This is a genomic window from Nocardia sp. NPDC060259, assembly GCF_042728775.1.
Lineage (GTDB): Bacteria > Actinomycetota > Actinomycetes > Mycobacteriales > Mycobacteriaceae > Nocardia.
In genome coordinates this window covers 1-25,132 of the sequence record NZ_JBHXAY010000095.1, presented here as the reverse complement: position 1 = coordinate 25,132, position 25,132 = coordinate 1, and the positions used below count along the sequence as shown (strand labels likewise).

The window sequence follows — 25,132 nt, the reverse complement described above, 5'->3', positions numbered from 1 at the left end:
GATCGAGATGATCCGGTCCCGGGCCCGTGGAGCGCGGCGGCGGGGACGGTGCGTCAGCGGCGGTTGAGAACCGTGCCCAGCAGCCGATCGATCTTGTCAAGCGTGCGGCGGGCATCCCGGCGCCGCTTTTCGGTGCTCGCTGCGACGGCCACGATCACAACCGCCAGAACGACGGCGACGATCGCGCACACCACAGCGGCCGCTGCAATGGGGTACACGGTGAACAAGGTACTGAGCAAGGTGAACAGAGCGGTGGTCATGACATCCTTCGGTCGGTGTGAGCCTGACACCAGACACACCGCCGCACCCCACGCCTTCCGGATGTAGAGGTAACAAAGCGCGCCATGGGAATCGGCCGGGCGAAGCGAAGACCCCGTGTGCGGCCGATCTCGCGAACAACCTCGTGTGCACCGTTCCGCCCCATTGGAAATGGCCGCCGCGATGGCGCTCGTGGGTATCAGATCCGTAGCCGAAGGCGCAACCAGTATCTGCTCGCCGCCGGGCGCGGGTGCGGTGGCGCGGGGTCGATCAGGCGGCGCTGTCGCAGCCGCGTGACCAATCGGCTAGCGCCCTAGAACGTCACGGTGACACCAGAATTCGCCTGGCTCCGAGCGCGCGTCCATCCCGCACGCCCGAGTGGATCAACACAGGTGCCGCGTCCGCGGTGGCGATACCGCATCGACTCGAGCGGCCGGCGTACCGGGCTGATGGACCAGCATTCCTGCGTGCGCCGAGGGTGTCCACGCACGAATGATCGGTCTGGGCGCAAGGGCCGCGAGACTTCAGGGGACTTGCCCGAGAGAACAAAGGACGGCGATGAAGTCTTCGAGCGAGAGCCCTGGGAACCGACGACGTGCTGCGGTGCTGGCAACGGCGAAATGGACGGCCCTACCGGTCGCGGTCCTCGGCGTTATGCCGATGATGCCGGACTGGTTGATGGCGGCCAGCGTGATCACCTTGCTTGTCGCAACGGTGCTGTCAGCCCCCGCGATCTCGAAAATGATCTCCATTCTTGTGGCAGTGTTCGGCGCCCGACGCCTGGGCCACGCAACCCTGCCGGATCAGATCAAACTGAAATTGCTGGAATTGCTGATCCGGGGCTGACCTCGGCCCGATACTGGGGCGATGGCGACAGGCAGGATTCCAGGCCGGCCGCCAACGATCGCCGACACAAGAAAAGCGGACGGTCGGTTCGGTTGGATCTGCCGAATGCTCCGGGAGTACTCCGGTGAGCCCGATATCCAGCACACGCCCAGTTTTGCGCGGCGACTGGCCGCACATCTACCCAAGGAATTGACACCGGCCACCGTGAACCGCATGGAGACCGGAGCAGCCAAGTTCGACATCGGCCGCGTGATGGCATACGAGCAGGCACTCGGTTGTGTGCCGGGGGAATTGCTGGACGTTTTCGTGTACCTGTTCCGGCTGGAGGCCGCGCCCGGCGCACAGATATCGTGGGTCGATCATGGCGACGGCTGGTTCTACGACCTGTTGTACCGGATCTGCCACAACGAGCCGGTCAGTTCGTTGGATTGGCTGCAGTTCTCGATGGCAGCCCGACTACCCGCGCGAGGCAAGATCTTCGACTCCGCTCGCTTCGCCGAGGGCGTGTTCGGTCGCCTGATAGAGGACTTCAGGTCGTCGTTCGAACGCGACGAGCGGTTGCTGCGGGAGGCCCTGATCAACCTGTCCCCCCATTCGATCCCCTACATCGCCGAGCGTGTCGATGAAGACCCCTTGGCGCTGTTCAATGTCGTGGAGTCGCTGGGATTCGTTCAGGACCGTCAAGCGTGGGCGCCCCTGCTACGACTGTGCGCAAAATTGGACGACGGCGTACAAGGACAGACACTGCTGGAAACGGTGCGGCGCTGGATCCCCAGAGACCCCGGATCCTTCGACGACATACGACAAACCGCGCCATCGCTGATTCCATATTGTGAGCACATTATCGAAAATCCAACGGAGGCCTACACCGCGAGAGAGGAAGCGATCGCTTTCCTCTCCGCCGGGCGGGTGGCGATCTCACCGCGGCTTCGCAAATACATGCAGGACAACCGCAGCGAGATCCGTCAACTGCTCGTCGAGCCTGCTGCCGCAACTAAAACCGAGATCATCCGGGCCGTGCACTCCTACGTAGGCAAGCACCTCACCTCACACGGTCCTCACGGCAGGCACGGCGCAACCGGCGTTCCCGCCGGTCTCAGCGGCATGCTCACCGACGCGGTGTTCTCGAAATACCGGGTCCAGCGTCTGGGCTTTGCGCTGGCTCTGGGGCCGCTGCAGATAGCGTCGGGTCTGGCGCATGGTGCCGGTCTCGCTCTGCTGAAGGATATTTCGAATGAGGACTACGGAACTCAACGCGCCGTTCTGCGCCTCATGACCAAGATCGACCACCCCGCCACGCATCCCTACTTCTCGCGCTTCGCCCACACCAAGATCCTCGACGAGGGCGTGCGGCTGACCGCGGCGTGGGCGTTGGGTACCGGCTCGGGGCCACACGATGAGATGTGTCTTCGAGCGCTGCTGCCCGGGGCGGCGGTAACCACTCGACGCGTGATCGTTTTGGCGGCCGAGCGCCGCAACTTCCCGAAACTGCTGACAGAGCTCGCGACCGATCGCAGCTCGGTGGTCAGCGTCGAGGCCGCCAAAGGTCTGCGGCGCCTGCCGAAGCCGGCCACTCCGCGACCGCACGCTACCTAGAGTTGGCCTCGAGCGCGGCCCGGAACAGGTCCAACGTCGAGTTGTGCGGTGTCAAGCTCGAGACCGGAACCCAGGCCGCCTCGGCGGCGTCGTCTCCGGGGTGAAGGCTGCCGGACAGTCCCTCGACTCTGTGGATCAGCACGATGAGGTGATGGTCGGGGTCGATATGCTGATGTGTCCCGATCATTGTCGCTCGGCGGCCGAACAGCCCGGTCTCCTCGACCAGTTCACGTAGCACACCAACTTCTGCGCGCTCACCGAAGTGGAGTCGCCCTCCGGGCAGCGACCAGGCGTTCGCCCGTGGCTGTCGGGTGCGGCGAATGACGAGCAGACGTTGGTCAGGGTCGATGCAGAGCCCGGCGGTGCAGACCACCGGCAGCCGTGACTCAACGCCCATAGCGCCGCTGTCGCTGCTGGAATTCGGCCACCGCCGAGCTGAAATGCAAGCCCCGGAAATCGGGCCACAACGTGTCGGTGAACACCAACTCAGCATGTGCGACATGCCACAACATGAAATCGGACAGACGCTGCTCACCGCCCGGTCGGATGAGCAGATCGATATCAGGAGTCTGTTTCGAGAACGAATTGTATTCGCGGTCAGCGCTCGTCGGGTCGGCCGCAGTGGTCAGTCCGTCCAGTAGCTCGGCTCGCGAGCTGTAGTTCACCGCGAAGCAGACGTCTATCTCTCCCTGCCCTTGCCGCCCGTGCTCGACGACATGCAAGATGTCGTCGACGATGCGTTCATCGTGATACTCACCGATGACGTGAACGTTGGCGTCGGCTGTTTCCACCGCGTCCAGGACCTCCGACGTCCACAACCATCGCCGGAGTTTCACCAGGGAGTCGACCTCTTCAGTACTGCGGTCCAGATTACGCGCAGCGAGCGCGAAGAATGTCACGTGGGAGACGTTGAGCCACCTGGCCTCTTCGATACACGACACCAAAGCTGGTGCGCTCGACAAGTGCGCGTCGACGGCCGATATGCCCCGGGCAGCGCCCCACCGCCGATTGCCGTCCATGATCAACGCCACATGGGCCGGCACTCCCCGATCTTTGACTGCTCGACGTTCGGTCCATTCGATGATCCTCACGACGCCGCCCTCGATGGACCCGCCACCTTGCCTCCCACACCGATGTCAGCCTCCCCCAAGGCCTTTGAAAGCTTGCAGACCGAGCGTAGTGCGCCGAAGACACCTACGGATCAGTAAACCCGCAGGTACGCTCTGGGATTGCGACCAGCGACGGTGAACTTGCTGTCATGGGTCAACTATCGACTTACACATACCGGAGCAGCGGACATCGTCGTCGCCGCGAGGGCCGGTCTTCTCCACGACACCAACAGTCTTCCTCGACGCCGACCGCACCTGCGTTGGCTACCTTCAGCTACATGATCTATCCAGGCGGGGATTCGGCGTCGCGAGTGGCGCAGCTGGCGAACATCGCGCACGAAAACTGGATGCAGGACTGGCCTATCGAGGTATCCGATCCGGCACGGCTCGATGAATTCGTTTGTCTGCTGCTCGCGAACAAGGCCGACTGGGAGCTGAGTTTCTGGTTGCTGGATCTGGTCCTCCAGTCGGCCCAGGACGACCTGGTCATCACGCCGGCGCAGGACGATCTGCCGGAACGAACCGAGCCGTTGGTCGACGCTCTCGTTGCGGTTTGGGAAGCAACGCAAGCACCAGGAATCGCGCAGCGGCTCGAGTACTGGGCATGCCTTGAGGCCTCCGCTCCCGATGAGATGTTCTTTGTGAGCCCGCTGGTACGCGAAGCGCGTCGCCGGATCGGCCATAGCACTAGATAAGACGGCGACGCGCCACGCTCCGCGCGGTATGCGGCACGTCAGTACGTTGCCTCGGTGATTGTCGAGCCCCGATACCGTGGCCGGATGCGGTGGATTCGCGACTACTACGCGGACGAGGACATCTGGCTCCTCTCGAACTCGATGACGACGGTTGGCCGAACCGGCAGGTCACTCTGCGATGTTCAGACGGTGAGCCCGACACCGCCGCAGCGTTAGACGAGGTAATCCATGCAATGAGATCACGGGGAATCGGCGCAGTTTAGAAGGCCGAGGTCAGGAAGAACGGCGCCTTGACGTTCACGCCGTAGATACGGTCGAAAGCCTGCTCGTCGGCGTCGAGCGTGGAAGGGCCGTAAGTCAGTACCCGTCAAGCCCAAGTACTGGGTTCCGCTCCCACTGGACCGCATGCAAGCACGACCAGAGGCTCCACCCAATGGCCACACCCGCGGCCGCTGCAACGGCCTTCGGCACGAAGAAAGTTACATCACAGCGTTGTCGACCGATATTAAGACCACCCCTCATACACAGCCCAGGGATCATCATGGGTCCTCTCTCCAGCCGAACAGCGACGACATTGCCCTTCCTCTGTGCGCTCGCGCTGATGGGGTGCAGCTACGAGGATCCGGGCGACAGCGGCGTGACATCCAGCGTCGTCACGTCCAGTCCTACTTCGGTGCCCTCGTCTTCCCCGGCAGCTCCGTCCTCATCAGCTGTGGCGCCATCAACATCAGCGATGGCCCCACGGCCCGCACCGCCGACCACACGATCGAGCCATCAGTCCAGTTCGCCCAGGAGATCACAAACGAACTGCCACCCTTCCTATGAGCCGTGCGTGCCCGTCACAAGCGACGTCGACTGCGCAGGAGGAGGCGGTAACGGCCCCGCCTACACGGGACGAGTGCGAGTGATCGGGCCCGATGAATACGACCTCGACCGCGACGGAAACGGAGTCGGCTGCGAGCGCAGTTGACCACACACGCTCGTTCGGATTTCAAACGATCTCGCAGTGATCATCGTCCCCGCGCCGAAACTGCCTCTGGTGTCACGCCGTCGATCACTGGCGCCGGCAACGGCGGATTCGTGGTGGTGTGGAGCCAGCGCGTAGCCGATGCCGACGTCATGGCCGCCGATCCAAGGGTGCTCGTGTCGATGAATCCGTCGCAGCACCCGATGTCTCCATCCGGCACAGATTCTGAACCTGCCGACGGGAAACGACGCCGCGAGTTCTTCCGATTCACCCCCAGTACGGGAGCGCCGGGCTGATCCGCTACCGATCGTCCGGCTGGTTCGCACCTCTCGGCCCCGCGATCGATTGTCGCTGCGACGCTGCGAGTTCGGCGCCGGTGAGCGCACAGAACATGACCGCCTCCCCGACATTGCCCAGCGGCGGACAGGCCATCGCGGCGCCGGATGCGACGATCAGCGCCACGATGCCGAGCAAGGGGAATCGCAGCGCCTCCTCGCGCAGCCGCCCAGCGCGCCAGCCGCGAGGCGCCCGAGCTGCCACCCGACCTGGTTTTCCTAGGACATTCGGCCGGTGCCGAGGCCGTCGCCTTCGTCGCCGATCATCTGCGGATCGATGCCCCGCGCACCTGGGCGCGCCTGCGCGGCATCGTGCTGCTCGACCCAGTGAAGTCCTTCCTCGGCGACAACATCGACACAGCGCTGGCCGGTATCGGCACCACCGCGCTTCCCGCGCTCACGATCTCGGCGCCACACTCACTGTGCAACAGCCTCGGCACCGGCACCGCGGCCGTGCAGGCCTATCTGCACCGCCCCTTCGTCGGCGTCCGATTCCCCAACGGCGCCCATACCGACGCTGAGGGCGCAAGTTCCGACGCGCTCGGCGAAGCACTGTGCGGACGACCACGCAACGCCGACATCACCGCGCTGCGTGCCCTGGCTCTCGGCTGGACCGACGACTTCCTCGATTCCACATCGACTCCGGCCTACGCGATCAGCCCACACCGCCACCGGATGCACACCTGAACCGAACACACAACAAACACACACTATTGACCGGAATCAACGGGAAACAATGAGAACGGACCAGCGCGTTGCATATATGAAAAATGTTGACTACCAGCATTATTGGGAACCATTGGGTAGCTTCCGAGGAACTGGAACCGTCGCCAGGTGGTCGCAGGTTCAAATCCTGTCAGCCCGACAGTGAAAACCCCCTCTGACCTCGGTCGGAGGGGGTTTTCTTGTGCTCCGGGACTTGACGTGGTTCGGCCCATACACACAGTTACAGCACAAAAATGACGTCGGCGGGGTTCGTCAACGGCTCCGGGAGCACCGATTCCTGCCCAAAGAGCGACCATGAGCCGCCCAACTCAGCATTTGTGTCCGACATCACACAATTGCCCCGGTGGGGGCACTCGACGTATCCCGATAGGACGGTTCGAGGGCAAGCCAACGCCGCCCGGCGTCGTCCTGACTCACACCCGCCAGGTATCGCCCGGTCCCGGCGGGCCCCCAAGCTCCCGAGGCCGTCAGCGGGCCTCCGATATACTCGACCGCAGGAAGAGCTACTGATCGCAACACATCAGTGAGCGACGCATGCCTTCCGCTCCTCCATCGCCTGACACGGCGAACTCTGCTTCCCCTATGCCCGACGGCGAAACCTGGCTCACCAGCCCAGATCTCGCCTCGCGCTGGCACATCCCCTCAAACCTTCGCCTCCTGGGCCTCCGCAGGCACCGGCCCCCGCTACAGCCACCTCGGCCGACACCGTCGATACCGGCTAGCCTCCGTGCGCACCTGGGAGCTTCAGCGTCTGCTCGGGACGCGGTCCACGGCACGTAGCCCGCGACACCAACCGCGGCCGATGACGAGAAATGGTTGACCACCGCCGATCTCGCCCAGCGCTTGCAGATCCCAGCCAAGACCCTGGCTGCCTGGTCTTGCAACGGCACAGGGCCGCTCTATGCCCGTCTCGGCCGACACCGTCGATACCGCCTCGCCGACGTCGGCGCGTGGGAAGACCAAACTCCCGAGGTCCGCCCGCCCGCATCCGTCGCACCGCTGGCTGAGGATCCACCCCCAATCCGCAGGGTGTTGGGCAGCTACGGAATCGAGCACTGGGTGCCTCGAACTCCGGACGGTGTCTGGGATAGCAATTTTGGCTCACCTCAGGTGACGAAGAAGCTCTCGAGCACCTGCGCAGTCTGGGTGTCTGTGTATACACCCACCTGGTCTGACGCTTTGCCGGCACCGCGTCGAAGCAGTCCAGAAGTCCTCTGGAAAAACGACCCTGGTACAGCATCGGTTTGGTGACACTGGAACAGGTGAAGCGCCCGCACAGCCATGTCGCCGTCGTAGGCACGTAGCTTCTCGTACTCGCGAAATCCCACACCCCATTGGAAACATCGCGCCGGTACCACCGAGCTGCGTCGACTGGCCGCGGCCCGGCGAGCGAGCGATCTAGCGCAGGACCCGGGCAGTTTCCGGCGGGCTCGTTGTGGAGCCGCCGGAAACTCGCGACGGAGGTGCCGCTAGCGCGCCGAAACCACGGCCCCAGTCAGGTGTCCGACCGTGGACGCGAGATCGCCGCAAGCCTGCTCGTACTGGCGGCGCAGGGTCGCCACAAGGTCGGCGGTCGGCCCGGCTTCGGTGACGGCACCGATGCCCTGACCCGCACCCCAGACATCGCGCCAGGCCTTGGCGTCGGTGCCGGACGAACCGAAATTCATCTGCGAGGGGTCCGACTCGGGCAGGTTGTCGGGGTCGAGACCGGCGGCGACGATGCTGCCGCGCAAGTAGTTCCCGTGCACGCCGGTGAACAGATTGCTGTAGACGATGTCGGCCGCGGCCGAGTCGACGACCATCTGCCGGTAGCCGGGCACGACGTTGGCCTCGGTGGTCGACAGGAACGCCGAGCCGATGTAGGCCAGGTCGGCACCGGCGGCCTGAGCCGCCAGGATCGACCGGCCGTGTGCGATGGAACCAGACAGCAGCAGCGGACCGTCGAACCAGGTGCGGATCTCCTGGATCAGCGCGAACGGCGACTGGGTCCCGGCATGCCCGCCGGCGCCCGCGGCCACCGCGATGAGCCCGTCGGCGCCCTTCTCGATCGCCTTGCGCGCGTACTCGTTGTTGATCACGTCGTGGAGCACGAGTCCGCCGTAGGAGTGCACCGCGTCGTTGATCTCGGTCCGCGCGCCTAGCGAACTGATCACGATCGGCACCTCGTGCTCGACGATGACCGCCATGTCCTGCTCGAGCCGATCGTTGGAGCGATGCACGATCTGATTGACCGCGAACGGCGCCACCACCGCCTCCGGGTTCGCCGCCGCGAATGCCGCGTTCTCCTCGACGATGCGTTCGAGCCAGTCGCCGAGCAGCGACGCTGGCCGCGCGTTCAGCGCCGGAAACGATCCGACGATCCCGGCCTGACACTGGGCGATGACGAGCTCGGGGCCCGACGCGATGAACATCGGCGAGGCGACCACAGGCAGGGACAGGCGGCCGGAAAGCTGCAGGGGCAGTGCCATTGAATCCTCCGAAGGCAGGACCGACCAGCGGTCGAGCCGCCGGGCGAACGTCAGTTCCTGCACGATAGGACGCACACCGACCCATATGCAACCAGTTGCATAGCGATCGTGGCGTCAATCACCGTGCCGATCCGATCGGCGGCGCCGCGACCGCCCAGCCGTGCCCTCGGGTTGGTGGACGACGCCACTCCTGTCCGGAGTCGTTGGATTCGCTTGTCGCTTCCGCAGGCCCACGAGCCACCGTGGGCTAGGTCGCCGACAACAAATAACAGCGCCACGACCAGGTACGACGAGGTGGCGCCGGTCTCAACGGAGATCATGGAACCACTCCGATTGTCATGTGCACGTCAACTGCGGGAGAACATGGCGAGCATCCGGCGAGTCACCGCGGAGCCACCGAAGACATTGATGCTCGCGAGCAGAATTGCCGCGGACGACAACAGTGTGATCAACCAGTCGCCGTACCCGATCTGGAGCAGTGCCGCGACCGCGATCCCGATCCGACGGCCCGCCGACATCGGCTGTTTCGGTGCCTGCGCTCCGCAGGAGGTGAGGTCACCCTGCCTCGGCGGGTGAATCTGGCAATCATGGACTACGAGTTCGTCGCCGAGGGGGTGCCGTTACCGGCGGCCTACGCTGCACTCCAGCTTTCCGAACATGGACACTGCTGGACCGACACGTCCAGGCCGCTCCCCCACCGAAGTCGACCGGATTTGCGAAGATAGACCCATTCGCTCGAGCAGTCCGACAGCATCTTGGGGTTGACAACCGGCTCGCCTGTGATGCGAGGATCATCGAAAGCGTGCTTTACGCACGAAATTTGGTCGTGGCATAGTCGAACACGCGCAGGCTTCCCAGAAACCGGGCGGCAGCGTTGGCCAATTCATCGAGCAGACAGGACAAGCCGCATGGCACGCAAAGTGGTAGTCAACATCGTCGACGACATCGACGGCACCACACCCGCTACCGAAACGGTCACCTTCGGTGTCGATGGTGCCCTCTACGAAATCGACCTCTCCGACAACAACGCAGCCACGCTGCGTGACACCATGGAGCAGTGGGTCCCGCACGCCCGCAAAACCGGCCGCACGGCCAAATCCACCAGCCGACCCATTCCATCCCCGGCCAAGCCTGCGCGAAACCGCAACGATCTCACCGCGATCCGCACCTGGGCCGCAGAAAACGGCCACAAAGTTTCCGCGCGCGGCCGCATCGCCGCCGAGATCGTCGACGCCTACAACAAGGCGGTCGCCTGACCGAGCTGCTCGTGCCCGGACAATCCGGGCACGAGCAGCGGGGCACGGATCCAGCGGTGGTGGCACCCGCCGTTGTGCCAAGTCCTCGACGACAGCTACTCGAACCAGACCCGACACCTGTCACCGATCGACAGAACATCGGCTACGCCGCGCCGAAATACTCAACCTGACTTCCATGAGGAAGAAAGGAGCTCGCGCGTTGCCCGCGGTAGATATCACAGACTCGCGGGTGATCAAGGGCTCCTAGCGACTCCGAAATCCTAACCGTTATGTTCGAGCGCACGATCAGGACGACCGAACGTCAGGAACCGAAGGACCCAGTCGAAGGCTTCGACGCCGGCACTTCCACGGTGTAGTCGGAACCCTTGACCTGATCGGGTGAAGTGTGGGAGCTACCGCAGAAGCCGCTGAGCTGGTAACGACCTGGAGCCAGACCCGAGCGGACAGGACGCACGGTACTGCCTGGACCCGCTGAGCCGGCGGAATCGTGTTCGGTGAATTCATGCACCGAACCATCGATCCCGATCACCGCAAAACACACTCCCCTGTCGTTCGGGTTGGTGATCGTGGCCACGATGGAATCGTCGCCTTGCGCCACGAACGCCAACTGCGGCGGCTGGTAGGACTCCGCAACCGCAGTCCCCGGCGCGAACACACACCCTGCCACCACAACCGACACACCCGCCGCGATTCGATTCACCATCATTCGGGTGATTCTGGCATACAGATCCGAAACTGGTTCAGGGGCAGGCAAACTCACGTCGAGCGCGACTACCCAAGCTAAGAACTGTCCCGTACGTTGTTGAGCGGCAACGGTATCGTGTCGCCAGTGGTGATCTCGGCGACTGACCCGGTGATAGTGGAGCTGTTCTCCGGCCTGCAGCCGCGCAAGTTCGCTCGCCTGATCACCCAGTTGCGGCGAGATGGCGCCGACCGGCCTTTGCGAGGCCGACCCTGGGGATTATGGTTCGAAGACCGGGTGCTCGGGCGACCGTTGCCGGGTAACCCCAAAGACTGCCGGTTACGTGGCGACGGGGTGTCTGTCGCAATGGCGGGCGTGGCTACCCTGGCCAACCTCGCCCACGCCCAGTGACCCCGGCCAGGAAGCAGCCGACGTCACCGCCTCGGACTTACGGGACATCCCTTGGTGTGTGATTGAAGTGTGTCGAAGTCGAGGCCACACACAGTCAATTCGCTGTCGGCATGCTATGCCGAAGTTGGTGCATGACAACCACGTCCGTCATCGCGTTCAATGCACTCGCCGACACCAACAGTGGATGGGTCGCGCTGCGGGAGCCCACGTGACCGACCAGGAGCTCGTCAGCAGATCATGGGCGCCTTCTCACCTTCTCACCCAACGGCGTGCAAGGGTTGCCGCAGCTAGTGCAAGCAGGACGATTAGCGTCGCGGCCAACAGCACACTTCTGCCGCCTGCATGTGCGGCGGGCCCCCCGAGCAAGGCGAGCAACAGCGCGCCTAGGACCAGCCCGCCGCCAAGTACTACCGCTGCATAACACAGGCCGGGCTTGCAGAGACGCTGCCAGATGTAGATCACCACGACCAGAGCGATCGGAACGAGGAATCCGGTCCAGGCGACGCTGGAGCCGATCACCCGCCCTGCGATGGGCAGGGCCAACGCCGTGAGTAGCGCGGTGAGCCATGCGAGCGGGATACACCATCGCGATGTCGGCGCGAAGCCTGGAGAGCCATCGGTGCCGAGCAATGACGGCTCGATGACCTCGGGGTCCACACCGAGTTCCCTGACGCGGTCCGTGAGATGCCCCAGGTAACGTTGAAAGATCGGCTGCCAGCGGTCCGTGGAAGGGCGCACAGCAGCCACATACCGGGCGACCGCCAGAGTGTTCGCCTCCTCCGCGAGGACCGTATCGGTGTGCTCCACTCTGACCATCAACTCGAATGCGCCGATCAGGCGTTGGGTCGACGATACCTGCCTGAGCACCACGCGAAAGACCTGTCCGTAGCGCACGCCGGGAGGCAACCGGAGCGTGATCAAACCAGCCAGGTTGCCCGGCCCGAACGGCGGCAGCGGGATATACGAAACATCGCCGACGCGACATCGAATGGTGTGCTCATCCACTCTCCCGACTCGGCCTGGGCCGACGCGCAGACTTGACAACTGGATGATGTCATCGGCGTCCAACTGAGGCATGAACAGTTCGACCTCGGTCTGACGCGGCAGCGTATCGAATACGATCATCAGCTCGTCAGGGCCCACTGCGGTGAGGCGGAAGCGCTGTGGCGGCCGACCGATGACGGTAAGAGGCTCGGTTGCGGTCGATAGAGGCGCGATCCCGGTCCGGTCCGGCGGCTTCAGTTCGAACGCATGCTGCACTGTGCGAGTCGGATCGGTCCCAGGATTGGTGGAGTAGACGATCGCGAGGTTGCGCTGGGCGAGTTTATCGCTGCTTCCGGGCGAATCACCTTCCCGCACCAGGGGATTGGCGGCGGCTGGATTGAAATGAATCTCTGCCACCAGGCATTGATGTCGCCCGTTGATGAGCGTCGCGATGCTCTGCAGACCCGAGCTGTAGGGACCGACTGCGTTTCCTGGATACCACGGATACCGGTTGGCGGTGCTGTTGAAGTCCAGCCAACAGCCGAAGAAGGTCGTGGATTCGCTGCCGCCTGTCGCGTCGATCGTCGTCTCGTTCGGCGGGTCGGTTTGATCGGTCAGCAATTGGAACGACGAATCGACGCGCCGCGTCGCGAAGAACGGTATCGTGGCGATCTCGGAACCGATCAGTCCGAGCACGGGTATGGGGTTTCCCTCGAAGTTGGTCATTGTCCTATACGTTGTCGCCGAGCGGAATTCGGTACCGGTCGCTGCGACCGTGAACAGCCGGAAGAAGACGCGCACGTCGGTAGCATCCAGGAGCCGGCCACGGTAGCGCACTTTCGCGACCGCGTAGTTGAAGACCCGTTGTCCGTCGCGCGTGTAGGACCACTCGAGCTGAGTATTGTCGGATGCGGCAGCGATGGTGTTGAATTCCGCTGTCCCCGTGGCGGGATTGTTGTTGAAGCGCTCGAGCACCTCGCGGATGAACGTGACCGCGGATTCGTCGCTGTTGCCGTGCGCAGGCTGGCCGAAGCGCTCGTCGCCCGCGCTGACTTTGAACACCTGCAGATCGATGCTGAGCCAGCTGGTAGGCCCGTCGAGCATGTACGGATTCTGCTGGTGGTGCAATCGAATCGTCCCATGGCCGACATACGCACCCAGCGTTGCGTCGAGCGTTACGTCTTGCATCTCGATGGGTGTTGTCCTGTCCGCTCGGAAGAACGGCGCTGTCCCGGCAATACTGAGGCGGTATTTGAACGTGAATCGCTGTCTGACTCCCGATGGCAAATCCGGAATCTCGTACGAAAGCGTTTGCGCGACGGCGGTCAACTCCGTGACAACCGTGCCATCGCTACGGCGGAAGACGACGACAGGAGACAGCGCCGACGGCGGCGGGGACTTTGCTGTTGCGCTGGTGATGCCAAGCTCGGAGGGTAGGAATCCATCCATCACGACGTAGAACGCGTCGTCGAACGTCGTGGCCGGAAATATCGCGGCGTTGACTTCATCATTGGAATAGTGGCTCTTGTCGACGACGACGAAACAGCGAGCCCGGAGGAGCCGAACGAACCTGGCAGTCTGACAAGGACGGTTGTTCGCGTCCACAATCCAGAGCATGTAATAGCCCGGCGGCGCCACGCTCGGATCGGTCGGAACTAGTGCGGTCAATTGGTTCACGCCCGGCCCAGGCACGAAATCCAATGCGACATAGCGCTGTTCAGTGTCGGTATGATGCGTCATCGATCCGGGCCGCATAAGCGCGACCTTGCGGATGTCAGCTGCATCGGGTGTGTCGATGATGAACTGCCCCCCGTAGCTCAGCTGGTCGGCGGGACCATCGATCGGGGTGATGCTGGTAATCGTAGGTCGAACGGCAACAGTGTCATCAGCGTTGAAGAAGTATGGCGGCTCATAGAACTCGAACGACTTCCGGTTGCCGTCGCCAGCGATATTCCCGTCGAAACCGCCGGCCACCAGCACACGGCCGTCGGGTATCAGCAGCGCTGCCGAGTGGTACATGCGCGACTCACTCGCGGTGGCGGCAAGCGTCCATGCATTCAGAACCGGATCGTAGAGCTCGGCCTGATTCGATGGCGTGCTCGTGGTATCGAACTTGTACTTGTCGTGCCCTCCGAGGACGAGGACTTTGCCATCCGGAAGCAGAACCGCGCTGACGTTGATCCTCGGATGGGTCATGTTCGCGACTCGCGTCCACGTGGCGGGATTGGTTCGCGTGTCCAGGATCTCGGCAGAGCGCGGTCGAGCCTCGGACGAAATTCCGTCCCCCGCGTATCGCCCGTCGTTGCCGAAGATTGCGGCGGCGCCACCAACTACCAGGATTCGCCCGTCTTGCGCCGGAGGGAGTAGGACCGAGGTGCCTTCTTCGCGCAGCGCGACTGATGGGCCAACGCCGTCGTCTGTCCAGAAGCCGCTAGATGCGCTGGTAACTCGAAACGAGAAAGTCCCGATCGGATCCGAAACCGGATCCTCATAACGCCACGTCGTTCCCGTGTGGACGACGCGACCACCCGGCACGAGATGCATTCCAGGATACGTCGGGAAGGTTTTGTCCGCCCCCGAGAGAGTTGTCGGTGAATAGCTGGGACCAGTGAAGGGGGGACTCAGCAGCTCCACTGTTGAATTGATGACCTCGGGACCACCTTCCTCTTCGCGTCCCGAGAACACAACGAGCTGTCCGTCACCGAGCGTCACCAAGGTCGGGTACCAGCGGCCGTGCTGCATGTCGCCGATCTTCGTCCACGCGCGGACCGCGGGATCCGGGTCGAAGATGCAGATGTCACGGATGCCCATTCCATGGTCCGGATGTGCCATCGCTCCACCTACCGTGATCACCCGACCATCGTCGAGATTGGCGTGATGGCAGCAGAAGATGTCCGCGGTACCCGGAAACGGCTGCTCCACGGCGGTCGCCGCAGGCTGCGTAGGGTCCCAGACATACGATTCAGCGAGGTACTCGTTGGTCTCGGCATGGCCGGAGAACCAGAGCACCTCGCCGGTTCGCAACAACGTCGCGTGAATAACGAACACGCCCAACCCATCGCGATCTGTCTTCGAGTCTCCGGGGGTTTGCTGAGCGCCGCTCCAGCGACCTTCCGTGGCGAACGGCATATCACACCGACCCTTCTGAGATCACGCACCTGACGCTCCGATGCCCAGGGCTGCTCAGCTGTCGTAGCGCCCTAGACCAGCGGGCATGTTGCCCGGTGAATGTGGCGTCGTACATCCATCAAGATGACAACCCCAATCGCACCTATCGTTGTCGATACCCACGATGATCGGCTACTGACGTGATCCGAACACGCGTAGTCAACTACTCGATCTTTAGCACCATAAATGTCGACATGTCGAGTGACGGGACCGCAGTTGTGTCTGCTTGCTTGATCCGCACGACTACCCGGGATTGTTGATTCGACCACGCAACACGGTGTGCGACTACCTGCGGGTGCTACGTCGAACGGGCTTGTCCGCGACCGGCTTCGGGTCCCCCACCTCGACCTGCGGGCTCCCGTCGGCCGGCGGGGTACCCCAGCTGCACCGTCACGAACGAACCCTTCGGTCGTCCGGCACCGGGCTCGCGCGCATCAGCCACATCACAGCGGCGAGCGTCAGCACCCAGCCGATCACTTCGATAATTAGATGATCTGTCGCGTTGGGAACGGATTGCAGCAGGTACACCCGGACGCTGTTGATCGCTCCGTGCGTCATGACCGCCGGCCAGACACTCCCCGACCGCCGGCGAAGTGCGAGCAGCAGCGGCGCCCACGGCAGCATGCCCGCGAAATAGATGACGATGTCCCACGGTGGTCGGTCTCCGATGACGGCAACCACCGGCAGGTGCCAGACAATCCAGACCACACCGCTGACAAAGGCCAGCGACCAAAATCCCCATGACGCGGCCCGGGTCGCCAACCAGCCGCGCCAGCCGAACTCTTCGCCGATAGCGAAGACCGACTGCATGAGGAAGACCGGAATGACCCATACCGTCGCCGCCAAGATCTGGTCGAGCGGGTTGAGCGGCCAGATCCCCAATGCCAGTGCGATGGCGGCCTGGATGGCGGCGATCGCGGTGATGAGGCCGATGCCGATGCCGGCCCACATGGGTGTGCCGCGCCACCCGGTGGCGAATGTCTCCCGGAACGTTCCGGGTCGTCGGGCGAGCCACATGATGGTCGCTGCGAGCAGCGGGGTCAGTTGCAGGATCGGAACGATCAGGTTGTCGAAATCCCTGGAAACGAGCCGAAAGACCATCGGAACGGACAGCGCGTAGCACAGCACGATGGCGATCGCGAAGAACCACGCGACATCGGTGACAGCCGATCCGGTAGAACTGCAGCGCGCACGGACTGTCGTCATGGCTGCCCACCACCTCTGGTAACAGAATCCCTGCCTACCCACCTTCGCTTCGATCGCGACGTCGACAACCGGGCACGCATACCAGAATTCGTTGTTGGAGAGCGGGAATCTTGGTTCATGCACGGACCGTAGCAATCTGATTCGGTCTCCGGATCCCGGAAAGACCCGGAAGTTCACCCTGAAAAGGCCCCCTACCCGACATCCTGCGCCGATGAGTCAGCCGCCGAGAGTAGACAGCTCACGCTGCAATCTGCACCCGCTAATCGGCTCGCACGCGTCTGGTGTCGTATGCCCACATCGCGATCTCGACGCGGTTGCGGGCGCCGAGCTTGCTCATCAACGATGCGACGTGGGTCTTGACCGTGCTCAGGCCGACGAAGAGCTCGATGGCGATCTCGGCGTTGGTCCGGCCGCGTGCCACCAGCGCGAGCACCTCCTCCTCGCGCTCGGTGAGCGGGTCGATGGGCTGGACCGGTACCACCGGTGCCTGGTCGGCGAAGGTCGCCAGCAGCCGGCGGGTGACGTTGGGGGCGATCAGCGCGTCCCCGTCGGCCGCCGCGTGGATGGCCTGCACGAGGAGCCCCGGCCCGGCGTCTTTGAGCAGGAAGCCGCGGGCGCCGGCGCGTAGGGCGCCGAGGACGTACTCATCGAGGTCGAAGGTGGTGATCACGACAACCGCCATCGGGTCCGTGACGCCTGGCCCCGCAAGGCGTCGCGTCACTTCGATGCCGTCGAGCCCGGGCATCCGGATGTCGACCAGGAGGACATCGGGACGCAGCCGGGTCGCCAGGTCGAGCGCTGCGAGCCCGTCGGCCGCCTCCCCCACGACCTCGAGGTCGGGTTGCGCGCCGAGGATCATCACCAGCCCGGTTCGGACCAAGTCCTGGTCGTCGGCTACAACCACACGAATGCTCATGCCGGCGCGTCCACGGGCAGCACTGCCTCGACCACCCAACCACCCTCGGGCCCCGGCCCCGCGGAGAGCGATCCGCCGAGGAGCTGGGCGCGTTCGGCCATGCCCAGCAGGCCGAATCCAGGTTTCGGGACCGGGCCCGGCTCGGTCTGTCCATCGTCGCTGACCCGCAGCCTGACGGTGTCGCCGTCCCGGCGTACGTCGATCCCGACGCGGGTCGCGCTCCGGGCGTGCCGTACGGCGTTGGTCAGGGACTCCTGCGCGAGCCGGTAGAGCGCGGCGTCCACGGGTCGTGCCAGCCGGGTCGACGAACCGTCCAGCGAGACCTCGACGGTGGGCGTCGCGTCGGCGCGCGCCAGAGCAGGCAGGTCCGCGACACCCCGTTGCGGTGAGTAGGCGACGGCTTCCTCCGCACGCAGCACCCGCACCATGGATCTCATCTCTGCCAGGGTTCGCGACGCTTCGGACTCTATCGCGGCCAGGACCTCGGCAGCCTTCTCAGGCTGGATGGCGGCGATCACGCCACCGGCCTGCGCCTGCACCGCGATGGCCGAGACGTGGTGGGCCACGGTGTCGTGCAGCTCGCGCGCCAGCGCCACCCGTTCCTGATTGCGGATCTCGCGCTGTTGGCGATGCCAGAGGTCCGCGCGGTAGCGGAACACCGCCGCCAGGGCGACGAACAACAGCAAGAGGACGCTTCCGCCGAAAACGTCGGCCCAGCCCGCGGAGGAGGCGTACATCCCCAGCGCGACGACGACTGCCACGAACACCGTCCCCACGACGATCTCGCGTCCCGAGCCCCACCGCACCAGGGCGTAGAGCAGGATCAAGTCGGCCATCATGGAGTAGAGGCCGAGGTCCCCGGCATGCGTAGTCAGCTGCAGGACCGAGAGCAGCCCGGCGACGCCCCACCCGACCAGGGCGGCCATCAGGGGGCGGCTTCGCCGCCAGAGCAGGGCAGGCATCAGCGCCAGGGCGAGCACCGCTACCAGGGGTCGCCAGGCCAAGCCCGGCCGAACGATACTTTCGACCAAGGTGGCGGCCGCGAACACGCCAACCAGCAGCCAGTCGAGACGACCGATGGGTGGGGCGTCACCAGGCCGCGGCTCATGCCAGAGGGAGCGCCGGACAGTGACCACGGCTTCAGCATAGGGATCGGCGCGCCTCGGCGTACCCGCCGAAAGAACGAGAGAGGGATCATGCCATCGGCCAGGCGAAATCCAGCCTCCGGGCCGGTGTGCCCGGCGCCAGGCCCAGCGATCGTGGACGTACCGATCCGCCCTACAACGGAGCCCATGATGAGTACACGTCAACCCACCACCACCCTGGAAGACCAGCCGATGCCGGTGCGAGCCAAGCTCGCCGCAGCGTGGACGAGCTTCATGTTCCTGTACGCCTACGTGGACATTCTCAACTTCTTCACGCCCGGCGTCGTCGAGGACATCCTCGACGGCAGGGTCTTCGAGTTCGCTCTCTCCCAGACCTTTTCGACCGCGGCGCTGACCCTCATGGCCGTCCCGATCTTCATGGTCGTGCTGTCGATGACGCTGCCCGCCAAGGTGAGCCGCATCGCGAACCTCATCGTGGCTTCGCTCTACGTCCCCGTCACGGTATTCAACGTGGTGGGCGCGTCGTGGCTGTACTTCTACGGCCTCGGCATCGTATTGGAAGTGATCCTTCTCGCCCTCATCTTGCGGTACGCCTGGACTTGGCCCCGCATCGCACCTTCGGCGACGATGGCGACCAGCCGGGACCCCGAAACCGTTCGCGCGCAGCAGCAAGCGTGAACCAAGGGTAGTCCCCGTCCTGTTCGAAAACCGCTGTCTCGGTGTTGCACTGGCTTTCGCGACTTCATGCACATCAGGAGCATGAAGTCGCGAGATCAGCAGAACTATCCGGAGTGGTTACCCCGGACTCCTCTCGCCGCGAAGCGTCCGGTCGATCCATGCGATGACGTCGGCCAGGATGACCGGCCCCTCGGGTTCATCCTCCAACCCGTGGTAAACGCCAGGACAGGTCCTCAGTGTCGCCGATGGCACGAGGTCGACCACCTGGCGGCTGGCGGAGACCGGATTGATCAGATCGGCGTCTCCGTGAACCACGAGTAGTGGCACGGCGACTCGGGTGGCAACCGATGCCACGCGATCCATCTGTGCCAAGACGTCGATCGCGAAGCGTGCGGTCGCTCGCCCATGGACCAAGGGATCGGCGTACCGTTCGGCGACGACGTCGGGGTCGCGATTGACACGCTCGAACCGCAGCCCATTCGGCAATGTCAGGGTGGCGAAGGCGCGGCCGATGCTCCTGACCACGGCCACCTTGAGACGCTGGTTCCGCAGCTCCGAGTCGAAAGCGGGTCCGGTCACCACCACCGCGGCCACGTCCGTCCCCGGCCGGTCCGCTGCGTAGAGGAACGCGTAGAGCCCGCCCAGGCTGTGGCCGTACAGCACGACCGGTGCGCCGCCCGTTCGCTCACGCTCGTGTGCGATGAGATGGTCCACGGCCCGCGCCGTCGACTGGTATCGGACGTCGCCGCGGCGTCCTTCGGATCGCCCGAATCCTTCGTAGTCCATGGCAAGCACGGAGAAACCAGCCGCGGTGAACAACCGAGCCGTGCTGTCGTAGCGGGCGGCGTGCTCGCCGAGACCGTGCATGATGACGACACTGGCCAGTGCAGGCCCGCTCGGGACCCAGTGCAGTGAGATGAGTCGGGGGCCGCCGCCGTCCGGTGTGAAGGAGTCGAAGAGGGGTGATGTGTTCACGAGCAATTCCTTTCCGGTCTGCTCGAGCATCGCCGCTTCCCCTGTGTCCGGGATTGGACCAACCTGCTAGGTCGGCAGGATCTCCCAACGGATCGTGTTGAACGCGGTGGGAGGGCCGCCGAAGGTTCGGCGACAGGTCCTCGTGAGATGGGAGCTGTCGGTGAACCCCGCCAGGTGAGCAGCATCGGTGAGCGTCCGGCCCTGCGCGACCGCTGCGGTCGCCCGGAGCAGCCGGAGCCATCTGACGTAAGCCCGGAAGGTGATTCCGAGGTCCTGGGCGAAGAGATGGGACAGCCGGCTCTCCGACAGATGAACGGTCGCGGCGAGGTCGCGAAGCCGGATAGGTCGTGAGTCCAGCTCGGTCTGAAGGCGGGTGCGCGCGGCGGCGACTCCCGGATGAAGCGGATGCGAGGTGTTTCCGGGAGAGCGCAGGCGCCCTTCCACGTAGGCGCTGTGACCCTTGGTCAGGGTCTGTCCCGCGTGATGCCAGGCGCGAACGTGGGACGGATCGTCGACCAGCTCGATCAGCTCGGCACCCAGAGAAGACTCGGGCTCGACGTGCGCCACGACGCCCCAGGCGCCGGCGGCGCTGAACGCGTGCGTCTGATCGGCGGGAACGATCGCCGCGTTCGTACGTCGCTGACGGCCCTGGAGATCCTCGATGACGAACGTCCCCTGGTGGGCGACGGCCACCTGCACGGAGTGGTGAGAATGTCCCGGCAGACTTCCCAGCGGACCCTCGATCTCGAGCACACCGGGACGCAAGCGCCCTATGCCAGACCACCGCGAGATCACTGGTTGTCGCTCGTCCGACGCGTGCATCGGCTGAAATATACGCGGCACGGGAGCGCTGCGACACCGCCGCGAAACGGCGGCCCCTGAAAGCGACCCACTACCCCGCAGAACGCCGAACACCCTCGCTCGCAAGGAGTTCAGGGCGTCCGTGATCGGGTACTCGGCGCTGCCACGGTGCGGCCATCCACTCGGCCCGGCCGCGGCAGGTAGCCGCGCCCGGCCCGACAGGCGGATCAGAGGCGTTCGAAAACGGCGGCCAGCCCTTGTCCGCCACCGATGCACATCGTCTCGAGGCCGTACCGGCCTTCCCTGCGGGACAGTTCGTGCAGCAGGGTGGCCAGGATTCTGGCGCCGGTGGCACCGACCGGATGGCCGAGGGAGATCCCCGACCCGTTGGGGTTGACGCGCGGGTCGTCGGGTTCGATCTTCCAGGTCCGCAGCACGGCAAGGGCCTGCGCGGCGAAGGCCTCGTTGAGTTCGATCACGTCGAGGTCGTCGAGCGTGAGATCGAGCCGGGCGAGCGCCTTCTCGGTCGCGGGGACCGGCCCGATGCCCATGGTGGCCGGCGGGACACCGGCGACCGCCCACGACGCCAGCCGCGCCAGCGGACGGAGCCCGAGTACCTGTGCACGCTGCGGTGTCGTCACGATGCAGAGCGCGGCGCCGTCGTTCTGGCCGCTGGAGTTGCCTGCGGTCACGGTGGATTCGGGATCGACCCCCGACCGGATCGGACGCAGCCGGGCCAGCGAAGCGAGGTCGGTATCGGCACGTGGGTGCTCGTCCGCGCACACCAGCAAGGGTTCCCGTTTGCGTTGCGGCACAGTGACGGTCACCATCTCGTCCGCGAAACGTCCCTCGCGTTGCGCGGCGACGGCGCGCCGGTGCGACTGCACGGCGAGCGCGTCCTGGTCGGTACGGCTGATGCAGTACTGGGCGCGCAGGTTCTCCGCGGTTTCGATCATGCCGCCGTCGACCCGGAAGTTCTTGCCACCAGCGGTGACCCGCGCGCGGGCGAGCCGATCGTGCAGGACCGGGCCGTCGCCGCGGACACCCCAGCGGATGTCGTCGGTGTAGAACTCGGTGCGGCTCATGGATTCCACGCCGCCGGCCAGCACGAGATCGCTGCCCCCGGATTGCACCTGCATGCAGGCTTGCAGCACGGCCTGCAAACCCGATCCACAGCGCCGGTCCACCTGGATGCCGGGCACACCGATGCCGAGGCCCGCGTCCAGCGCGGCGACGCGGCCGATCGCCGGCGCCTCGCCGTTGGGTGCGGACTGACCGAGGATGACGTCGTCGACAGCCTCGGCGACGAGTCCGGTGCGCGCGATCAGTTCGGTGATCACGGTCGCGGCCAATTCTTGCGGGGCGATGTCTTCGAACACGCCGCCGAATCGTCCGACCGGGGTTCGCAGTGGTTCGCAGATAACAGCTTCGGGCATGGATCTTCCTCGTAGATGTCAGGTGTTGGATCGGATCTGGCTGAGGTCGTGCTCGATCGCGGCGCTGGTCTCGAGTACGGCGGGAATCAGGGAGTCGCGGACCTCACGCAGCGTGTAGCGGGCCGCCTGGGTCGAGATGTTCACCGCGGCGACGACCGTGCCGTGCCGGTCGCGGATGGGTGCCGCCATCGACCGCAGTCCCTGTTCGAGTTCCTGGTCGACGACGCAGTATCCGTCGGCGCGGACCTGAGCCAGCTCGGCCCGCAGTTGCCGTTTCGTGGTGACCGTCGCGTCGGTGAGGGGTGTCAGGTCGGCTTTCGCCAGGTAGTCGTCGAGTGCGCCGGCGTCGAGGCCGGCGAGCAGAACCCGGCCCATCGAGGTGGCGAACGCGGGGAACCGGGTGCCGATATTGATCGAGACGGTCATGATCCGGCTCACCGGAACACGGGCGACGTAGACGATGTCGGCGCCGTCCAGGATCGACACCGAGGTCGACTCGCGGACCTTCTCGGCCAGCGCCTCGAGGTGCGGGCCCGCCAGGTCGGGCAGGCTCAGGCTGGACAGGAAGCTGTAGCCGAGCTCGAGAACCCTTGGCGTGAGCCAGAACTGGTTTCCGTCGGTGCGCATGTAGCCGAGCTCGACCAGGGTGAGCAGGAAGCGCCGTGCGGTGGCACGGGTCAGGTCGGTCGCGTGGGCCACCTCGCTCAGGGTGCGGCGGGGATGCTCGGCGTCGAACGACCGGATGACGGCCAGGCCGCGCCCGAGGGACTGCACGTAATCCGGTGACGGTTCTGTCATGGCTGCCGTAACTCCTTCTCCCTGTAGGCCCGATGGCGTCCACCCGCGGCGGACGTCGGTTCATCGAGCCGGGCCCGAGGCTACGTCGCGACAGCCCGGCTCGAGCCGCCGCCCGCATCAACCAGAGTGTTCACTATATGAACACTAGTACGCATTGCGAACACGCTACGCCCATGCCACTCCCAAGTGCAAGTGTTCGCATTGCGCACACGGGTGCGTATTGCGAACATGTCGTCTAGCATCGCCGATGTGATGGACAAAGTCTTTGCGACGGCCGCGGAGGCCGTCGCCGATATTCACGACGGCGCGTCGTTCGCGGTCGGCGGGTTCGGGTTGGTCGGCGTACCTCAGGTGCTGATCGATGCCGTGCTCGCGCACGGTGCCACCGATCTCGAGGTGGTCAGCAACAACTGCGGTACCGCGGGTGCCGGACTGGGAGTACTGCTGGAGGCACGCCGGATTCGGCGCACCACCAGCTCCTATGTCGGTTCGAACGCCGAATTCGCGCGCCAGTTCCTCGCGGGTGAACTCGAGGTGGAGCTGACACCGCAGGGCACCCTCGCCGAGCGAATGCGGGCGGGCGGGGCAGGCATTCCGGCGTTCTACACACCAGCGGGTGTCGGCACACAGGTCGCGGACGGCGGTCTGCCACTGCGCTACGACGGCGACGGCGGCATCGCGCTGGCCAGTCCAGCGAAGGAGACGCGGGTCTTCGGCGGCGTGCCCTACGTGCTCGAACACGCGATCGTCACCGACTTCGCGCTGGTCCACGCATGGAAGGGCGACCGCCACGGCAACCTCGTCTACCGGCGCAGCGCACGCAACTTCAATCCACCGGCGGCCGCGGCAGGCCGGATCACCATCGCCCAGGTCGAGCAACTGGTGGAACCGGGCGACCTGGATCCGGACGAAGTGCACACCCCCGGCATCCACGTGCAGCGCGTGGTGCACGTGGGCAAGGTCGAGGTCGGAATCGAGAACAGGACGGTACGGGCATGACGTGGACACGCCACGAGCTGGCAGCCAGGGTGGCCGCCGAGTTGAGCGACGGCCAGTACGTCAACCTCGGCATCGGTATGCCGACGTTGGTGCCGAACTTCCTGCCCGACGACGTCACGGTCGTGCTGCATTCGGAGAACGGTGTCCTCGGCGTCGGGCCCTATCCGACCGAGGACGAGGTCGATCCCGAGCTGATCAACGCGGGCAAGGAGACGATCACCGTCGCGCCCGGCGCCTCCTACTTCGACTCCGCCCAGTCCTTCGGGATGATCCGCGGCGGCTGCGTCGATGTCGCGGTCCTCGGCGCGATGCAGGTGAGCGCCCGCGGTGACCTGGCGAACTGGATGATCCCGGGCAAGATGGTCAAGGGCATGGGTGGCGCGATGGACTTGGTCCACGGCGCGAAACGGGTCATCGTGATGATGGAACACCGTTCCCGGGGCGGCGAACCCAAGATCGTCGAGCAGTGCACCCTGCCACTGACCGGACTGCGCTGCGTGCACCGCATCATCACCGAGATGGCCGTACTCGATATCGGCCCCGAGGGCCTCGTCCTCGTCGAAACCGCGCCGGGCGTCGGCGAATCCGATGTTCGCGCAGCCACCGGCGCCGATGTCACCGTGGCACGGAGCCTCAGATCGAACCGGTGATTTCCGATTCCACTCGACACGCCTCCCGGCGTGCCGCGTGCGCGGTCACCGGCCCACGCCGGTGAC

The 25,132-nt window shown here is 64.9% G+C and carries 23 protein-coding genes and 1 pseudogene; 10 read left to right on the top strand and 14 right to left on the bottom strand.

The features are described 5' to 3' along the window. Positions 1-53 precede the first annotated feature (53 nt). Complete coding sequence (locus ACFWF2_RS26805; protein WP_189022610.1) at positions 54-260, bottom strand: hypothetical protein; 207 nt, start codon at positions 258-260, stop codon at positions 54-56. Between the two features lie 556 nt (positions 261-816). Here ACFWF2_RS26805 and ACFWF2_RS26800 point away from each other — a divergent pair. Then, positions 817-1,104: a hypothetical protein gene (locus tag ACFWF2_RS26800; protein ID WP_379310215.1), complete on the top strand. Its 288-nt coding sequence runs from the start codon at positions 817-819 to the stop codon at positions 1,102-1,104. Positions 1,105-1,209: 105 nt separating this feature from the next. Beyond that, positions 1,210-2,700: a hypothetical protein gene (locus tag ACFWF2_RS26795; protein WP_379310214.1), complete on the top strand. Its 1,491-nt coding sequence runs from the start codon at positions 1,210-1,212 to the stop codon at positions 2,698-2,700. Here the strand turns inward: ACFWF2_RS26795 and ACFWF2_RS26790 are convergent. Both ACFWF2_RS26790 and uppS read right to left on the bottom strand, forming a co-directional pair. After that, entirely contained in the window at positions 2,693-3,073 is a 381-nt protein-coding gene (locus ACFWF2_RS26790; protein WP_379310213.1) for an NUDIX domain-containing protein, read from the bottom strand. The two genes, ACFWF2_RS26795 and ACFWF2_RS26790, sit on opposite strands and share 8 nt — an antisense overlap. 13 nt (positions 3,074-3,086) lie before the next feature. After that, complete coding sequence (uppS, locus tag ACFWF2_RS26785; RefSeq protein WP_379310212.1) at positions 3,087-3,791, bottom strand: polyprenyl diphosphate synthase; 705 nt, start codon at positions 3,789-3,791, stop codon at positions 3,087-3,089. Between the two features lie 296 nt (positions 3,792-4,087). On the opposite strand from uppS, the gene ACFWF2_RS26780 reads away from it, so the two are divergent. From ACFWF2_RS26780 to ACFWF2_RS26770, 3 genes are all read left to right on the top strand, one after another. Next, positions 4,088-4,504, top strand: a complete 417-nt coding sequence (locus tag ACFWF2_RS26780) for a hypothetical protein (RefSeq protein ID WP_379310211.1) — start codon at positions 4,088-4,090, stop codon at positions 4,502-4,504. A 1,410-nt stretch (positions 4,505-5,914) separates the two neighbouring features. Further along, positions 5,915-6,493, top strand: coding sequence for a hypothetical protein (locus ACFWF2_RS26775; RefSeq protein WP_379310210.1), 579 nt, complete (start codon positions 5,915-5,917; stop codon positions 6,491-6,493). Positions 6,494-7,348: 855 nt separating this feature from the next. Then, entirely contained in the window at positions 7,349-7,783 is a 435-nt protein-coding gene (locus ACFWF2_RS26770) for a helix-turn-helix domain-containing protein (protein WP_379310208.1), read from the top strand. Positions 7,784-8,001: 218 nt separating this feature from the next. Here the strand turns inward: ACFWF2_RS26770 and ACFWF2_RS26765 are convergent, their stop codons facing one another. After that, complete coding sequence (locus ACFWF2_RS26765; protein ID WP_379310207.1) at positions 8,002-9,000, bottom strand: NAD(P)H-dependent flavin oxidoreductase; 999 nt, start codon at positions 8,998-9,000, stop codon at positions 8,002-8,004. 347 nt (positions 9,001-9,347) lie between these two features. Next, positions 9,348-9,494 (bottom strand): annotated as a pseudogene (locus ACFWF2_RS26760) (proton-translocating transhydrogenase family protein); the annotation flags it as partial. A 414-nt stretch (positions 9,495-9,908) separates the two neighbouring features. On the opposite strand from ACFWF2_RS26760, the gene ACFWF2_RS26755 reads away from it, so the two are divergent. Further along, on the top strand, positions 9,909-10,256 hold the full coding sequence (locus ACFWF2_RS26755; RefSeq protein ID WP_379310206.1) for an Lsr2 family protein: 348 nt from the start codon (positions 9,909-9,911) through the stop codon (positions 10,254-10,256). A 301-nt stretch (positions 10,257-10,557) separates the two neighbouring features. Here the strand turns inward: ACFWF2_RS26755 and ACFWF2_RS26750 are convergent, their stop codons facing one another. Continuing rightward, positions 10,558-10,962: a hypothetical protein gene (locus tag ACFWF2_RS26750; protein WP_379310205.1), complete on the bottom strand. Its 405-nt coding sequence runs from the start codon at positions 10,960-10,962 to the stop codon at positions 10,558-10,560. A gap of 96 nt (positions 10,963-11,058) precedes the next feature. Here ACFWF2_RS26750 and ACFWF2_RS26745 point away from each other — a divergent pair, with 96 nt between their 5' ends. After that, positions 11,059-11,349 (top strand): hypothetical protein, encoded by a 291-nt coding sequence (locus ACFWF2_RS26745; protein WP_379310204.1) that lies wholly within the window; start codon positions 11,059-11,061, stop codon positions 11,347-11,349. A gap of 249 nt (positions 11,350-11,598) precedes the next feature. On the opposite strand, the gene ACFWF2_RS26740 is transcribed toward ACFWF2_RS26745, so the two are convergent. The 4 genes from ACFWF2_RS26740 to ACFWF2_RS26725 all read right to left on the bottom strand — a co-directional run bounded on the left by ACFWF2_RS26740 (position 11,599) and on the right by ACFWF2_RS26725 (position 18,627). Then, a complete protein-coding gene (locus tag ACFWF2_RS26740) occupies positions 11,599-15,462 on the bottom strand; it encodes a galactose oxidase-like domain-containing protein (RefSeq protein WP_379310203.1) in 3,864 nt (1,287 codons plus the stop codon). A 429-nt stretch (positions 15,463-15,891) separates the two neighbouring features. Continuing rightward, on the bottom strand, positions 15,892-16,707 hold the full coding sequence (locus tag ACFWF2_RS26735; protein WP_379310202.1) for a type II CAAX prenyl endopeptidase Rce1 family protein: 816 nt from the start codon (positions 16,705-16,707) through the stop codon (positions 15,892-15,894). 259 nt (positions 16,708-16,966) lie between these two features. Next, positions 16,967-17,623, bottom strand: coding sequence for a response regulator (locus tag ACFWF2_RS26730; RefSeq protein ID WP_379310201.1), 657 nt, complete (start codon positions 17,621-17,623; stop codon positions 16,967-16,969). Continuing rightward, positions 17,620-18,627, bottom strand: a complete 1,008-nt coding sequence (locus ACFWF2_RS26725) for a sensor histidine kinase (RefSeq protein ID WP_379310200.1) — start codon at positions 18,625-18,627, stop codon at positions 17,620-17,622. The genes ACFWF2_RS26730 and ACFWF2_RS26725 overlap by 4 nt, the downstream gene beginning before the upstream one ends. Positions 18,628-18,918: 291 nt before the next feature. Here ACFWF2_RS26725 and ACFWF2_RS26720 point away from each other — a divergent pair, with 291 nt between their 5' ends. Then, a complete protein-coding gene (locus tag ACFWF2_RS26720) occupies positions 18,919-19,407 on the top strand; it encodes a DUF6326 family protein (protein ID WP_379310199.1) in 489 nt (162 codons plus the stop codon). A gap of 117 nt (positions 19,408-19,524) precedes the next feature. Here the strand turns inward: ACFWF2_RS26720 and ACFWF2_RS26715 are convergent, their stop codons facing one another. The 4 genes from ACFWF2_RS26715 to ACFWF2_RS26700 form a co-directional block, all read right to left on the bottom strand. Beyond that, positions 19,525-20,412: an alpha/beta hydrolase gene (locus tag ACFWF2_RS26715; RefSeq protein ID WP_379310198.1), complete on the bottom strand. Its 888-nt coding sequence runs from the start codon at positions 20,410-20,412 to the stop codon at positions 19,525-19,527. A 36-nt stretch (positions 20,413-20,448) separates the two neighbouring features. Continuing rightward, a complete protein-coding gene (locus ACFWF2_RS26710; RefSeq protein ID WP_379310197.1) occupies positions 20,449-21,081 on the bottom strand; it encodes a helix-turn-helix transcriptional regulator in 633 nt (210 codons plus the stop codon). A 329-nt stretch (positions 21,082-21,410) separates the two neighbouring features. Beyond that, positions 21,411-22,619 (bottom strand): acetyl-CoA C-acetyltransferase, encoded by a 1,209-nt coding sequence (locus tag ACFWF2_RS26705; protein ID WP_379310196.1) that lies wholly within the window; start codon positions 22,617-22,619, stop codon positions 21,411-21,413. Between the two features lie 18 nt (positions 22,620-22,637). Further along, positions 22,638-23,417, bottom strand: coding sequence for an IclR family transcriptional regulator (locus tag ACFWF2_RS26700; protein ID WP_379310195.1), 780 nt, complete (start codon positions 23,415-23,417; stop codon positions 22,638-22,640). Positions 23,418-23,669: 252 nt separating this feature from the next. On the opposite strand from ACFWF2_RS26700, the gene ACFWF2_RS26695 reads away from it, so the two are divergent. Next, on the top strand, positions 23,670-24,416 hold the full coding sequence (locus ACFWF2_RS26695) for a CoA transferase subunit A (RefSeq protein WP_379310194.1): 747 nt from the start codon (positions 23,670-23,672) through the stop codon (positions 24,414-24,416). Further along, entirely contained in the window at positions 24,413-25,066 is a 654-nt protein-coding gene (locus tag ACFWF2_RS26690) for a CoA transferase subunit B (RefSeq protein WP_379310193.1), read from the top strand. Before ACFWF2_RS26695 ends, ACFWF2_RS26690 begins: the two co-directional genes overlap by 4 nt. Positions 25,067-25,132 lie beyond the last annotated feature (66 nt).